10 protein-coding genes are annotated in these 14,456 nt (G+C 57.8%); all 10 read left to right on the top strand.

Annotation, left to right across the window (positions count from 1 at the left end; genetic code table 11):
* The 10 genes from V4U84_RS06520 to V4U84_RS06475 all read left to right on the top strand — a co-directional run bounded on the left by V4U84_RS06520 (position 1) and on the right by V4U84_RS06475 (position 14,291).
* Complete coding sequence (locus V4U84_RS06520) at positions 1 to 1,254, top strand: MFS transporter (RefSeq protein ID WP_334073908.1); 1,254 nt, start codon at positions 1 to 3, stop codon at positions 1,252 to 1,254.
* A 115-nt stretch (positions 1,255 to 1,369) separates the two neighbouring features.
* Positions 1,370 to 3,202, top strand: coding sequence for an IucA/IucC family protein (locus V4U84_RS06515; protein WP_334076963.1), 1,833 nt, complete (start codon positions 1,370 to 1,372; stop codon positions 3,200 to 3,202).
* On the top strand, positions 3,192 to 5,237 hold the full coding sequence (locus V4U84_RS06510) for an IucA/IucC family protein (protein WP_334076962.1): 2,046 nt from the start codon (positions 3,192 to 3,194) through the stop codon (positions 5,235 to 5,237). The genes V4U84_RS06515 and V4U84_RS06510 overlap by 11 nt, the downstream gene beginning before the upstream one ends.
* The gene (locus V4U84_RS06505) at positions 5,224 to 5,856 is read left to right on the top strand and encodes an RraA family protein (RefSeq protein ID WP_334076961.1); all 633 of its coding nucleotides are present in this window, start codon (positions 5,224 to 5,226) and stop codon (positions 5,854 to 5,856) included. Before V4U84_RS06510 ends, V4U84_RS06505 begins: the two co-directional genes overlap by 14 nt.
* Positions 5,853 to 7,190, top strand: coding sequence for an LLM class flavin-dependent oxidoreductase (locus V4U84_RS06500; protein ID WP_334073912.1), 1,338 nt, complete (start codon positions 5,853 to 5,855; stop codon positions 7,188 to 7,190). The genes V4U84_RS06505 and V4U84_RS06500 overlap by 4 nt, the downstream gene beginning before the upstream one ends.
* 329 nt (positions 7,191 to 7,519) lie before the next feature.
* Positions 7,520 to 9,121 carry a response regulator gene (locus V4U84_RS06495; protein WP_334076960.1) on the top strand — a complete coding sequence of 534 codons (1,602 nt, stop codon included), beginning with the start codon at positions 7,520 to 7,522 and terminating at the stop codon, positions 9,119 to 9,121.
* A gap of 12 nt (positions 9,122 to 9,133) precedes the next feature.
* Positions 9,134 to 10,912 (top strand): cache domain-containing sensor histidine kinase, encoded by a 1,779-nt coding sequence (locus tag V4U84_RS06490; protein WP_334076959.1) that lies wholly within the window; start codon positions 9,134 to 9,136, stop codon positions 10,910 to 10,912.
* A gap of 195 nt (positions 10,913 to 11,107) precedes the next feature.
* Positions 11,108 to 12,454, top strand: coding sequence for an ABC transporter substrate-binding protein (locus tag V4U84_RS06485; protein WP_334073915.1), 1,347 nt, complete (start codon positions 11,108 to 11,110; stop codon positions 12,452 to 12,454).
* 74 nt (positions 12,455 to 12,528) lie between these two features.
* Positions 12,529 to 13,455, top strand: coding sequence for a carbohydrate ABC transporter permease (locus V4U84_RS06480; RefSeq protein ID WP_334073916.1), 927 nt, complete (start codon positions 12,529 to 12,531; stop codon positions 13,453 to 13,455).
* Positions 13,455 to 14,291 carry a carbohydrate ABC transporter permease gene (locus tag V4U84_RS06475; protein ID WP_334073917.1) on the top strand — a complete coding sequence of 279 codons (837 nt, stop codon included), beginning with the start codon at positions 13,455 to 13,457 and terminating at the stop codon, positions 14,289 to 14,291. Before V4U84_RS06480 ends, V4U84_RS06475 begins: the two co-directional genes overlap by 1 nt.
* Positions 14,292 to 14,456: the final 165 nt, after the last annotated feature.

Below are 14,456 nucleotides of genomic sequence, written 5' to 3'. Positions count from 1 at the left end.
TTGCGGTGCTGGCGACCGACAACGAAAGGAAGCCTGACGGAGATGGAAAGTTGGAAGCGCAGTTTGTATATCCTGTGCGCCGGGCAGTTTCTGGCGATGGCCTCCGTCAGCTGCGTTACCCCGTTTTTGCCGTTGTATCTGCAGGAGCTCGGCGTGCGCGGGCATGCCGAAGTGACGCTCTGGTCGGGGGCGATCTATGGCGCGAATCTTCTCAGCGCCTTTGTCATGGCGCCGGTATGGGGAAGAGTGGCCGATCGGCACGGGCGTAAGCCGATGCTGCTGCGCTCGGGCTTCGGCATGGCTATGACGATTACGCTGATGGCCGTGGTGCGGGGACCGTTTGAGTTGTTGCTGCTGCGTCTGCTCAACGGCATGATGTCCGGCTTCAGCCCCGCCGCGGTGGCTTTGACGGCCAAAAGCTCGCCGAAAGAGCGAGGCGGTTACGCCCTCGGGCTGCTGCACGCCAGCTCGGTTGGCGGCACGATTTGCGGACCCCTGCTGGGCGGTTTGCTGGCGGATCGCTTCGGCTTTGCGGAGGTGTTTCTCTATATTGGGACCGGCATTTTTGCCGCTTCGCTGGTCGTTCTCTTCGGGGTCCGCGAGCGGCGCGAAGAGCATCCGCCGATAGCGCCAACGGCCGGACTGCGGGGCGACATGCGGGAAATTATGTCGCGGCGTCCGCTGCCGGCCCTGTTTGTTTCCGCTTCGCTGCAGCGAGCGGCGACGGTCGGCACCCTGCCGCTTATTCCGCTGTACGTGCAGATGCTCGCGCCCGGCAGCGGCAGTGTGGCGCTGCTCGCCGGTATCGCCTCCGCCGCGATGGGGGCGGCGAATATGCTGGCGGCGCCGCAGCTGGGCAAACTGGGCGACCGCCGCGGCCAGCGCCGCGTACTGACGGCTTCGCTGCTGGGAGCGATGCTGCTGTCGATTCCGCAAACGTTCGTGCAGCAGCTCTGGCAGTTGATCGCGCTGAGGTTTTGCAACGGCGCCTGCCTTGGCGGGCTCGGCCCGTCGCTGAACGCGCTCGTGCGGCGGCACGCTCCGCCGGGCATGGAAAGCCGCGCCTACAGCTATCTCAATTGCGCCCAGATGGCCGGCGGCTTGCTCGGCTCCGTCGGCATGGGATGGATTGCCGCAACCTTTGGTCTGCGCTATATTTTTGCGGGCTCGGCCGTTCTTTTTGCGTTAAACCTGTTGTGGATGAAGGCGACGGCGCGGCAGGCCGCGAGAGAAGGAGGGGCGGATGAGGTCTGAACAACCGGATGCCGGCCGCAACGCTTGAGATAATACCCGAAGACACCGAAGACAGAAACTACTCATGGTCACGAACGAAAGGATGCGAATCAAAAATATACGAGGTGAGGCGAAAATGAAAAGTTGGAACGAAATCGACAAACGCGCTGCCGCGATCCGCTCGGACTCCTATGAGGCGGCTGAGCGGCGAGTGCTTGGGCAATTGATCGAAGCGTCGCTGTACGAGGAAATCGTCGCGCCGGACGAAGGGCTGCCGCAACCGGGCGAAACCCGCGCCGTGGAGTTGGCGGGACGCTCGGCAACAGGCGAGGCGGTCCGTTACCGTTTCGTCTGCCGGCGCAGTTTCAGCTTCGGCCGCATCCGGTTGGATCGCGGCTCGCTGCGGCGCATTGCGACGGACGGGGAGACGGGCCCTGCGCGGCTGGCGCTTTTCGTCGATGAGGTGCTCGGGCAGCGGCAGCAGGGAGAACTGCTGCTCCGCCTGCAGGAGGAGCTGGCCCGCACGCTGCTGCACGATGCGGAGTCGCGCGCTTGGCGCAAGCTCGAAGGGGCCCGGCGGCCGCGCGATCACGAGGAGGGGGAACTGGACGGCCATCCGTACCATCCCTGCTACAAGTCCCGCATCGGCTTTGACGCCGCCGACAACCGGCTGTACGGGCCGGAGTTCGGCGAATCTTTGCGGCCGCTGTGGGTCGCCGTCTCCCGCTCGTACGCCCTTTTGTCGCTGCGGCGCGGACTGGACGAGGAGACCTGGCTGCGTGAGGAACTGGGCCCGGCCGCATTGGAACGCTTCCGCTTCGAGCTGGAGCGGCGGGGTCACCGCCCGGGCGACTACCGGTTCATGCCCGTCCATCCGTGGCAGTGGGAGCATGTCGTCGTTCCGGCGCTGCACCGGGAAATAGCCGACGGGCTCCTGATTCCGCTCGGGTGGGCGGATGATGTCTACCGCGCACAGCAATCGATCCGCAGCCTGGAAAATGTCACCGACCGCCGCAAGGCAACCTTGAAGCTGTCGCTGGGCATCGTCAATACGTCGACCCGGCGCATGCTGGCGCTTCATACGGTGCTGAACGCGGCCCTTGTGTCGGATTGGCTGCACGATCTGATCGCCTACGACCGTACGCCGGACAAGCCGGAATTCGCGCTGCTTGACGAATATGCCGGCATCGCCTTTGAAACGCGGGAGCTGTCCCCCTCGGTACGCGATCGCGCCTACGGCGCGCTGGGGGCCATCATGAGGCGCGGGCAGGAAGCCGTGCTGCAGGACGGTGAGCAGGCGCTGCCGTTTGCCGCGCTGTCGTATGCCGAAGGCGAAGCGGCGGCCCATGTCGAGACATGGATCTCCCGCTACGGTCTGCACGCATGGCTCGGCGAGCTGCTGGAGGCGGCGGTGACGCCGCTGATCCATATGCTGTACGCCCATGGCGTGGCGCTGGAATCACACGCGCAGAACATCCTGCTCCTGCATCGGGACGGACGTCCCGTCCGCATCGCGCTGCGCGATTTCCATGATGGCGTGCGTTTTTGCCGCCGCTTGCTGCCGGAGCCGCAGCTATGCCCGCAGCTCCATCCCGAACCGGCTTCCCATCTGGCGCTTAACCGTCACTCGTACATGCAAACGGAGGATCCCGAGGCTGTCCGGGACTTTTTGCACAGCGCTTTCTTTTTCGTCTGCCTGGGCGATCTGGGCCTCTGCTTAAACGAACGATTCGGCTTGGCTGAGGAATCATTCTGGGAGCGCGTCGCTGAGGTTATCCTCGGGTATCAAAACCGTCATCCCGAATTTGCGCGGCAATATGCGCTTTACGATTTATTCTCGGAAACGATCCGCATCGAGCAGTTGGCGCGCAGGCGGCTCTGGCCCGATTCGGAGGTCGAGCCGAAATGGGTGCCGAATCCGCTGCACGCGTTTCGCGCGGCGAAAGGAGAGAGCTTTTATGCCGGATAAGCTGATAAGAGAAGAAGCGGCGCGGCGCGTCATGGAGGACTTGCTCAACGCGCTGTTGGCCGAGGAACTGATGGACGGATTGCGGATAATCGCAACGGAGGACGCTAATGCGCTCACCGGTTCCGACAAGGCGTTCGCCGCGGCCCGGAAACTGCTGCTTAGCTCCACGGAGGAAATCGGAGTTGAAGGCGGTTCCCCCTCCGGCGGCATAAACGGCAGGGTCTGTGCAGACGGGAAAAACGGTAAGGGCAAGACGCGTTCCACGGCGCATCGGATAGAAGCGGCAGGAGAGGCCGGCCAAACGCCATTCGATGAGAGAGGCGGATTAATCGGCCTGTGGCGGCCGGGTGGCGATGACGCTATCGTGTTCGGGCTGCGCCGCTCACCGGTGCAGCGGCTGCGCTGCGAGCCGGCGGCGCTCGTCGCGGCAAGCAACGTTGCCGGCGAGGCGAGGCTGGTATCGCCGCCGGAATTGATGCGCCGCGTTGCGGACAGCCGCGCCGAGGCGGGAGATGTGCGCCCGGAAGGGACGGAGGCGTTCATCGATATGCTGCGACAGACGGCCGAGCAAATCGCCTGGTCCCTGGAACGGCGCGTGCCGGTCCCGCCGGACCTGCTGGCGCTACCGCCGGACCGGTCGCTGCTTGCGCTGGAGCGCTGCGCCGCGTTTCGCGACCGGCCGTTTCACCCGGTCGCGAAAGCCAAGCTCGGCTGGGGCCGCGGCGAATGCGGCCGCTATACGGCCGAAGCGGAGCAGCCGATCCGGCTGCGTTGGATGGCTGTGCGACGCGACCGGCTGCTGACCGGCGACGGTGCGGGGGACGCGCTGCCGCAGTCGCTGCTGCTTCCGGCGGGCGAGCAGGCGGAACTGGACCGCGAGTTGATGTCGCGCGGACTGCACGGTACGCATATCGCCCTGCCCGTGCATCCGTGGCAGATGGAGGAGATGCTGCCGCAGCGGCTTCGCTCGGAGCTGGCAAGCGGCGTGTGTGTGCTGCTGGACACGGCGGCGGGCACCTTCTATGCCACATCGTCGGTCCGATCGCTGATGAGCCTGGGCAGCTCGCCGAGGCATGTAAAACTGCCGCTCGGCATCCGCTCGCTTGGCGGTCTTCGCTATTTGTCGGCGATCAAGCTGATGAACGGTGTGCGCGCCGAATCACTGCTGCGGCAGGCGCGGCGGCTTGATCCGGTGCTGGGCAAGAAGCTGTATTTATGCGAGGAAGGTAGCTGGTGGGCGCTGGCTCCGCATGATAACGACTTGTTTGCGGATGATCCGCGCCATTTGTCGGCGATGATTCGCAGCTATCCACGGGAGCTTGCCGGGGATGTCGGATACCGGCTTGTGCCGATGTCGGCGCTGGCGGTACACGGTGCCGAATCGCAGCTCTTTGGCGAATGGCTGCGGCAGCGCGGCCTGCCGAGCGCGGCGCAGGGAACGCTGGAACTGTTCCGCGAAATTGCGTTGATGTTCGGCGAGCTGTCGCTGCGGCTGTTGCGTTTCGGCCTTGTGCCGGAGGTGCATGGACAAAATGCGGTGCTCGTTTTGAAGGCGGGGCGGGTATGCGGCCTGCTGCTTCGCGACCACGACGCCCTGCGCGTCCATGTGCCTTGGCTGCGCGAGGCCGGTCTCGATGACCCCGGCTATCTGCTGCGCCCCGGCGTGCCGAACTCGCTGTATCACGATTCGCCGCAGCAGTTGCTGGCGTTTTTCCAGATGCTCGGCATCCAGGTCAATCTGTTCGCCATTATGGACAGTCTGTCCAATGTTTACGGTATTTCCGAGGAACGATTGTGGACCGAATTGAAGGAAGTGCTGCAGATAGCGCTTGATCGTGCCGCATTGCCACAGCGGCAGGAAGAGGTTATTCACGCCGGTCTGTTCCGCGCCGAGTGTTGGCCGTGGAAGCAGGTGGTGCGGCCGCTGCTTGCCCAGTCGGCGAAGGTTCCGGGCAGCATGCCGTACGGCAAAGGCGAAATGCCGAATCCGCTGCGCGCCGCCGAGCCGCAGGAGGTGCCGCATGCTGCGTATTGAACCTCACGCCGCGTCGCTTCAACCGGAGCTGCTGGAACTATACCGCGGCATACAAGCGTCCACGATCGGGCATTTGACCGATTTCGGCTATGTCCGCGGAATCCGGCCGCTGTTTTGTCCGATTCGCCTGCTCGGCAGCGCGCTCACGGTGCGTCTTCCCCATACCGATTCCTCCGCGCTGCGCGAGGCGCTTGAACTGGCGCGGCCGGGCGATGTGCTCGTCATCGACATGTCGGGCGACGAGGAGCGGGCCTGCTGGGGCGAATTCCGTGCCTACAAGGCAATGGCCAAAGGGGTCGCCGGAGCGGTTGTATCCGGCTGCGTCTCCGATGCCGCGGCGCTTCGGCAGCTTGGTTTCCCGGTGTTTTCGCGCGGTATCAGCGCGTTGACGACACGCTCGCTCGAATTGGAAGGCGAAGTCAACACCGCTGTCAGCGTCGGCGGCGTGGCGGTGCGACCGGGCGATTTGATCATCGGCGACGAGGACGGTCTGTTTGCGATCGACCCGCTCCGGGCGGAGGAACTCGGTCGGGCCGCGCTGGAAAAACAGCAAAGGGAGCGGCGCAGCCGCGACAAACTCGGATACGGCCATATCGGAAAAGGAGGGGAAGGAAGATGAGACCGACCCGGCAAGAAAAGAAATTGCACCTAAATTTGTTTTTGATGAGCACCGGCCATCACGAGGCCAGTTGGCGCCACCAGTCCGCCAGCCCTGAACTGGCGACCGACTTCCGTTATTACGAACGGATGGCGAAGTTGGCCGAGCAGGCGAAGATGGATTCGGTTTTTCTTGCGGAAAAATACCGGTTGAACCAAATGACGAAATACCGCGTCATTCCGCAGCTTGAGGCGTTTACGATGCTGGGGGCGCTCGCGGCGGTGACGGAAAACATCGGTTTGACGGCGACCGCTTCAACCACCTACAACGAACCTTACCATATCGCCCGCAAATTCGCTTCGCTCGATCATATCAGCGGCGGGCGTGCGGCTTGGAACATTGTGACCTCGACCGGAGATGCGACCGCCCGCAACTTCGGCAAAGAGCGGCATTTGAGCCACTCGCTTCGTTACGAGCGGGCGCACGAGTTCGTCGAGGCGGCGCTCCGGCTGTGGACCGGCTGGGCGGAAGACGCGCTGCTTCTCGATCGAGCAGCCGGCCTCTATGCCGATATGGACCGGATCAAGGCGGCCGATTACGGGGGCAAGCATGTATCTGTCGCGGGTCCGCTCAATTTGCCGCGCTCGCCGCAGACCGTGCCGGTGCTTGTACAGGCCGGCTCTTCGGAGGACGGCAAGGCGTTCGCCGCACGGTGGGCGGAGATGGTGTTCACGGCCCAGCCCGGCATCGGCGAGGCGGCTGCGTTTTACGCCGATTTAAAAGGCAGGTTGAAGGTTTGGGGACGCGGAAGGGAACAAATGAAAATACTGCCCGGGCTGATTCCGTTCATCGGCGATTCCAAAGCGGAGGCGGAGGAGAAGGAACGCGAGTTGAACGAGCTGAGCGTATCCGAATACGGGCTGTACAATTTGTCGGCGCTGCTTCAAACGGACCTGTCCGACTGTCCGCTGGACGGCCCGCTGCCTTACGAGCGATTGCCTGCGCCGGAGCTGGTTCAGGGCCAGCAGGCCCGGTTTCGGCTATATACCGATCTGGCCCGCAAGGAGAAGCTGTCGATTCGCGAGCTCATCATTCGCACTGCGGGCGGCCGCGGCCATTTCACGCTGGCCGGAACACCGGTGCAGATTGCCGATACGATGCAGCGTTGGCTTGAGGAAGATGCCGCCGACGGATTTAATCTGATGCCGCCGCTGCTGCCGTCGGGGCTCGAGGATTTTGTCAGCAAGGTTATACCCGAATTGCAAAATCGCGGCATTTACCGCACGGAGTACACCGGGAAAACGCTGCGCGAGCATTTGGGACTGAATGCGGAGTCGATCGCGCAGCGCGTTTAGAAGGACGGAGAGCGGAGAGCTGAGAGCAAATGGGTAACGCCGCTGGAGGTACTGCGGACGAAGCAAAGAACTTTAGCTGAATATTCGCTTGTTATGCGCCTCCTTGAAGGGTTGAAGGACATGGCTCCTTGGCTCCCGTCATGCGAGGCGCTTCTTGTTTTCCGACACCATCTTAAAAAAGCAGACACCCGCCTTAAAAAACTTTCGTTATGCTGTGAAAAGCCGCATGTTACAGTAAAGGAAGCAAGGCTGTATAATGAGAGAAAGGACCTGACAGGTTGAGTTCACATACTCGCGATTACATCCGTACCGTTGGGAGGATAAGAGACATGCAGATCAGGGTGTTGTTGGCGGATGACGAGCCGGTAATATTGCGGGGTTTGAAGAAGTTGATTCCGTGGGAGGAAATGGGGTTCGCCATCGTTGGCGAAGCCAATGACGGGAACGAACTGAGGCAGCTGATCCGTGAAGCCCGCCCGGACCTGATTATTAGCGATATCAATATGCCGGGGGGCAGCGGGATTGATATTGTTAGGGAGCTTTATGAGCAGGCCCGCCAGATTAAAGTGGTGTTCATCAGCGCTTATCAGGAATTCGCCTTTGCCCGTCAAGCCATTCAGTACGGGGCGCTCGATTATCTGGTCAAGCCGGTGAGCAAGAAGCATCTGGAGGACGTGGTGAGCAAGGCCGCTTCGTTAATCCGCGAGGAGAGCGAAGGGGAACGGGCCAAGGAGATGCTGGATCATTACGAGCGGAAAAACCGGACCGTGACGATTGAGGAATTGCTGGACAGCTTGATGGATGGAGACAAGCGCGCGGCCGGGGAACTGATTCGCATGGGGGCCATCGCGTTAAGCAGGTATACGGGTGTTTGCGTACTTGAACCGGACGAAGAAATGGGCGGGGATTCCCGCTGGGAAGAACGGGAGCGCAAGCTCGTTCAGTTCGCCCTGAATAATATCATCAAAGAAACGCTGGAAAGCCGCGGCAATGGTCTGATGTTCCATAAAGACGGAAGGTTCGGCATTTTGATTCCGTATGAGCAGCCGGGCGAGCCGCTCAAGCTGGCTGAAGATCTGCACAGTAAAGTAAACGCTTTTTTGAAATTGAAGGTGTCGTTAGGCATCGGCGTTCCGGTCTCCGGGATCGAAGCGGCGGACGAGTCTTACCGCTCCGCTTTGGAAGCGCTTAAAACGAGGTATTTTACCGGGGTGAACCGGATTGTCGAAGCGGGAAAGGAAGACGCGCCTCCTGCCGGAGAAATGCGCAGTATATCGGAGCCGCAGGCGGGAATTTTCAAAGCCGTGACCTCCCAGAACGAGGAGATGCTTACGGAAATGACCGATCTGCTGCTGGCTATCGTCAAGCATCTTGCCGGGGGCAGCAAACAGTTGGCCATTACGAACGTCTACAATACGATTTTGCTGCTGGAGCAGGAAATGGCGAGCATCGGGGTGCCTATCGGGTCTTTTCAGGGCGGTCACGGTCAAAATTCACTCCTGGAAAGTTTGTCGGGTCATGCCACCTTTGCAGGCGTGGCGGAAGAATTGTCGGCTGTTGTGAGGCAAGCCTTCGAGCGGTTCGCCCGCAAGCTGTCGAACAAAGAGGTCGCCCAACTGCGTCAGGTCAAAGCCCATATGGCGGAGCATTACGCCGAGAACATCACATTGGAATCCATGGCCGCCCTTATATATATGAACCCGTATTATTTCAGCAGCTTCTTTAAGAAGCATACCGGAAAAAACTTCAAACAATATTTAACCGAGGAGCGAATGAAGCACGCGCTTCGTTTGCTGCTGGACACGGATTTGATGATTTACGAAATTGCCGAATGCGTCGGTTACAACAACGCCCGTCATTTCAGCGATATGTTCAAAAAAATGTACGGCAAACTGCCGCAGGAATACCGGCAATCCGCCAGCGTGGAATAGGGGACGCGGCTTATGGGGATACGGGGCAAAAAATTCACCGGCATCTTTGTGAAATTTGCGGGGGCGTTCATTTTGGTCGGGCTGATTCCGCTGTTTGCGCTAAGCCTTTTTTCGGTGAACACGTTTACGGGGTATGTACAGCGGTATACCACCGGAAATTTGCAACAGATGATCATGTATATGAGCTACAATTTAAACACCTCGTTCAATCAATATAATGAAGTGTCGAAGCTGATGTATACCGGGAAATACGAAGGCTTCGTCGATAGCTCCAGTCAAAATCAAACTTACAATGTAAATGAATTGGAGCAGATCAACAATATCCCGATCGATTCGTTTTTGAAAACGGTGCTGTACAGCGATAATTACATTAGCAGCGTCTATTTTGTCCGGGAACGGGACGGGAAGCTTTATTATCAGGAAAAAGAAAACCGAGGGATGGACGCGGAGCTGCTGCCTTACAAGGCATGGCTGCGGCAAATGCGCGACAATCCTTCAAAAGTGGCGATATTCCCCACGCATGCCGACGACTATTTTTTTACTTCCCAACGAAAGGTGTTTACCATCGGCCGAAGCCTGATCGACATTTCCGGCAAAGTGACGGCCGAGCCAAAGATCGTCGGGACGTTATTTATGGACGTGGACGCCACGATATTCGGTCAGTTTTTTCAGGAGCTCAACTTGGGGGAGAAGGATGAACTATACCTGCTTGACGGAAGCGGCAATGTTTATTTCAGCAATCGGGAGGGCGCTCCTTCGGCGGGGGGCCGGGAGAAGATCAAATCGGATCAAGGGATGATGGTCATGTCGGAGCCGATTCCGTTTTTGAACGGGGCTCTGACGGTCCGGGTTCACCGCGATTCCTTGTTTCAGCAGCTTCTCTCCGTGAGAATGACCGTTTTTGTCGCCATCGGGCTGTCTTCCGCCGCGCTGGTCGTGATGGGCGCCTGGTTCTCCAAACGGCTGTCGGCGCCGATCCTGACGCTGATGAGGCAGATGGCCAAGGTTGAATCCGGGAACTTGAATACGAGTGTCGAGGTGCGCAGCAACGACGAGCTCGGCAGGCTGAGCCACAGCTTCAACCGGATGGTCGACCGCCTGAAAGAGTACATCGACGAGGCTTACGTGGCGCAGATTAAACAGAAGCAGACGGAATTGAACGCGCTCAAGAGTCAAATTCGGCCGCATTTTTTGTACAATACCCTCGAAGTGATCCGGATGAGCGCGGTCGATAAGGACGACCATGAAGTGGCCGACCTGATTCTTGCCCTGTCCAATCAGCTTAAATACGTCATCGATTACGGCGAGGAGAAGGTCAGTATCCGGAGCGAACTGGACAACCTGAAGGATTACTTTTATATCATTTCGGTACGTTACGATCAGCGTTTCGAGCTAATGTGCGAAATCGCTCCGGAAGTGGACTTGAACTGGCAAATATTAAAGCTCTCCCTGCAGCCGATCGTCGAGAACGCCATTCAGCACGGTCTCAAGCAAAAAGGAAAGGGAACGGTCGGGGTCACCATCGAAAAGCGTGACCATGACCTCGTGATCACCGTCTACGATGACGGCATCGGCATGAGTGGCGAAACGCTGGAGCGGTTGAATCTCGTGTTAAGCGACCCCGAAGCTCCGGGGAAAAACGTCGGCCTCAAAAACGTGCACGAACGCATCAAATCGGTATTCGGCGAGCCTTACGGCATCGTCATCAACAGCCGCGAACACATCGGCACATCCATCGTACTCACTTTTCCGCTAGTCGGTGAGACGGGGGCGGAACGAACGGAAATCTGAACATTCCGTTCGTTTTTTTTTGCGCAGATCCCCACGGTTTATATTCTTAAAACTGCGCAGGCGGAGCTTAAAAAAGTTCATTCAGTTCGTATGAGGCAAATGCTATGCTTGAACCGAGGAAGCGTTTTCGGAGCGGTGATGCGCACATCGTTCATATCGGTTCCAGTTCGAAGGACAAAAGGGAGGTTAATATAAATGTTTAGAAAAACATGGCTGAAATTATCCGCGCTGGTGTTGGCGACGTCCTTGGTACTAACCGCATGCGGGGGAGGCAACTCCGGCGGAAATGCGGGGAATAACCCGGAATCGGGCGGCGGCGGAGTCGCGCAAGGGGACAAACCCAAAGAAATCAGCTTCACGATCGGTTACGCGTCCGGCGACCCGGCCGGTAAAAAAGCGATTGCCGACGCGATTAAAAAATTTATGGAAGAACATCCGAACATCAAAATCAAGGACTTGAGCGAAACGACTTCATCCGCATACCTGGATTGGTTAAAAACGAAGGATGCGGTCGGCGAGTTCCCTGATCTTGTGGAAATGCGGGATACGGAAGTGTTTGCGGACGCCGGGAAAATCGTGGAGCTGCCTGCCGATTTGCGGGACCTGTTCAGTACGCTTCCGGAGGTGGACGGCGGGAAGGTATACAATGCCCCTCTCACGCTGACTTCCCCGCAAGGAATCATCTACAGCAAAAAGGCGTACGAAAAAGCCGGGGTCACGGAGCTGCCCAAAAACTGGGACGAATTCATCGCGTTACAGGAAAAGCTGAAAGCCAGCGGGATTTCGCCGCTCGTGGTCGGAGGTAAAGATATTTTCCACATGGGCTTCTGGGTCAACAAGTTCCTGATCGACCAGGTTTACGTGAAGGACCCGGACTGGAACTCCAAGCGTACGGCGAAGGAGGTCAGCTTCACCGATGCCAACGTGGTTCAGGCGATCACGGACTACAAGGAATTGTTCCGGAAGTATGTCGACAAGGGCTGGATGAGCACCGGCGACAATCAGACGGCTTCCTTCCTGGTTACCGGCAAGGCGGCCCAACTCTTCTCCGGACCGTGGATGTTTACGCAAATCGCCGAAGCCGACCCGAATTTTGAATTCGGTTTCTACGCCATTCCTGACCGGGGAGGCAAAGTAAATGTCGTAGGGCTGCCGACTCCGGGCGGTTGGTCTCTCTCGACGGAGGCTTCCAAGGATCCGGACAAGGTGGAGGCGATAAAAGAATTCATCCGCTTCTTCTTCAAGGCCGAAAACTATGCGAAATATTTGGAAACGATCAACGGAATCCCTTCGACAAAGGAAAATATCACGTATAATGCGACCGAGCAGATGCAGACGGTTCTCGACATCATGGGCGATCCGAATGTGACCAAGTCGCTGGCGATCAACAACTGGTGGGGCGAAAACCTGATTCCTCCGCAATTCCGCAACTGGTATTACAAGCTGCTTCAGGAACTTGTGGTCAAAGATGGGGATGTACTGGAGTATATGAAGCAGGCGGATACGGAATACGACAATCAGGTAAAAGCCAACTCCATGTAACCAAGCCGGATGAGGCGAGGGGACCTTCGTTCACGGAAGGTTCCCTCTCTAAAGAGAAAAGGAGGGAGAGTACCATGTCTACACCCATAGCGGCTATCGACAAGCCGCAAGCTCCCGTGACAAAGAAAAGAAAGTGGCGGTCCTATGCGCTGTATTTCATTCTGCCATCCTTTATTTTGTATACCCTGTTCGTCATTGTTCCGACGCTCGGCAGCGTGTATTACAGCTTTACATCATGGGATGGCATCAGTCCCGACGTTCGCTTTATCGGCCTCGCCAACTTCGTGGAGATCTGGAACAGCCCGCGGGTCCATAACGCTCTAAAAAACACCTTGGTCATGACGATCAGCCTCGTGCTGCTTGAGAACGCGATCGCCATACTGCTCGCCCTGCTGGTGGATAAAGTACGGTGGCTGAGCAAATTGTTCAGAAGCATTTTTTATTTCCCTACGCTGCTTAGCGGCATTGTGATGGGATTTGTGTGGGCCATGCTGCTCAATTACAATTTTGGCGTCGTTAATCAGATGTTGGACAAAATGGGCCTGGGCGCGTTCGCGGTGGACTGGCTGGGCGATCCGAAATACGCGATGCTGGCGATCATTTTGTCCACGGTATGGAAAGGCGCCGGCTATTATATGATTATTTATCTCGCCGGATTACAGGGCATCCCCCAAGAGTTGAACGAAGCGGCCAGCATCGACGGAGCCAACGGGTGGCAGCAGTTCCGCCATATCACGTTCCCGCTGCTCGCCGGATCGGTCACCGTCTGTTTGGTTCTTTCCATGATCAGCGCGCTCAAAATTTTCGATCAGATTGCGGTCATGACGGACGGCGGTCCGGGATTTGACACCGAAACGCTGACCTATCTGATTTACAAGGTCGGATTCGGCGAACTGCGGCAAGGATTCGGTACGGCGCTGGCGATCGTGTTGTTCCTCATCATTATGGTCATTACCGTCATTCAGGTGAAGTTCCTCCAGAAGAGGGAGGTCGAGCTGTAATGAAATTAAAGACACGCAGACTTTCGCTGGATATCCTGATATTTGCGTTTACGCTGCTGATTGCGGTCGTCTTCTTTTTTCCGATCTTCTTCAATATCATGTCCGCGTTCAAGAGCAACGCGGAAATTATGAGGGATGCGCTGTCCTTCCCGACCACGGTGTATTTGGAAAGCTTCAAGTATCTCTTGACGGAAACGGACTACCCGAAAGCGATTCAAAACAGCCTGATCTTAACGGTGGTATCCATCGTGTTCCAGGTTCTTTTCATCCCGATGGCCGGTTATGCCATCCAGCGGAGAAACGCCAGATGGACGAGATTCGTCTTCCTGTATTTCCTCGCCGGGATGATGATTCCGTTTCAGGCTTATATGATTCCGCTGTTCAAAGAGCTGAAGATGTTCGGTTTGTACGGCAGCCTGGCGGGTCCCATCATGATTTATGTCGCCGGTTCGGTCGGATTCGGCAGCTTGCTGTACTCGAGCTTTGTTAAGGGCATTCCGACGGAAATTGAGGAGGCGGCGGAAATCGACGGCTGCACCAGAGCCCGAACTTTCTGGAACATCGTGTTCCCGCTCCTCGGACCGGTTACGGCCAGCATGGTCGTGCTGAACGGCCTCGGAATCTGGAACGATTTCCTGATGCCGATGCTGGTGCTTCCTTCCGGTGAGCCCAAGACGATGGTCGTGGAAATTTACCGGTATATCGGTGAGTTCTCGTCGCGTTGGGATATGATCTTCGCCGGGACGACGATGTCCGTTGTTCCGATCCTGATCGTGTTCGTCTTCCTGCAAAAATATTTCGTCAAAGGGATTGCGGCGGGAGCGACGAAAGGATGACAATAAGGTTTCATAACCCGGAATCGTCCGCTGGTCACAGCGGGCGATTTTAGTTTGTATAAGCAAAGCGTGCCGACTTGTAAGCTGTTTCCCCTATTTGACTTTTTATTCTACGAGATGTAGAATCAATGTAAACTACAGTGCGTAGAAAATAAGCAAGGAACG

Source organism: Paenibacillus sanfengchensis (assembly GCF_036864765.1).
Classification (GTDB): Bacteria; Bacillota; Bacilli; order Paenibacillales; family Paenibacillaceae; genus Fontibacillus; species Fontibacillus sanfengchensis.
The sequence above is the reverse complement of the archived record's forward strand: the minus strand, read 5'-3'. Positions and strand labels throughout refer to the sequence as shown.

What these genes read in the sequence shown, in the direction of transcription:
- V4U84_RS06505 (WP_334076961.1), top strand. Translation starts at nt 5,224, where the DNA reads ATGCTGCGTATTGAACCTCACGCCGCGTCGCTTCAACCGGAGCTGCTG.
- V4U84_RS06480 (WP_334073916.1), top strand. Translation starts at nt 12,529, where the DNA reads ATGTCTACACCCATAGCGGCTATCGACAAGCCGCAAGCTCCCGTGACA.
- V4U84_RS06495 (WP_334076960.1), top strand. Translation starts at nt 7,520, where the DNA reads ATGCAGATCAGGGTGTTGTTGGCGGATGACGAGCCGGTAATATTGCGG.
- V4U84_RS06485 (WP_334073915.1), top strand. Translation starts at nt 11,108, where the DNA reads ATGTTTAGAAAAACATGGCTGAAATTATCCGCGCTGGTGTTGGCGACG.
- V4U84_RS06475 (WP_334073917.1), top strand. Translation starts at nt 13,455, where the DNA reads ATGAAATTAAAGACACGCAGACTTTCGCTGGATATCCTGATATTTGCG.
- V4U84_RS06490 (WP_334076959.1), top strand. Translation starts at nt 9,134, where the DNA reads ATGGGGATACGGGGCAAAAAATTCACCGGCATCTTTGTGAAATTTGCG.
- V4U84_RS06500 (WP_334073912.1), top strand. Translation starts at nt 5,853, where the DNA reads ATGAGACCGACCCGGCAAGAAAAGAAATTGCACCTAAATTTGTTTTTG.
- V4U84_RS06510 (WP_334076962.1), top strand. Translation starts at nt 3,192, where the DNA reads ATGCCGGATAAGCTGATAAGAGAAGAAGCGGCGCGGCGCGTCATGGAG.
- V4U84_RS06515 (WP_334076963.1), top strand. Translation starts at nt 1,370, where the DNA reads ATGAAAAGTTGGAACGAAATCGACAAACGCGCTGCCGCGATCCGCTCG.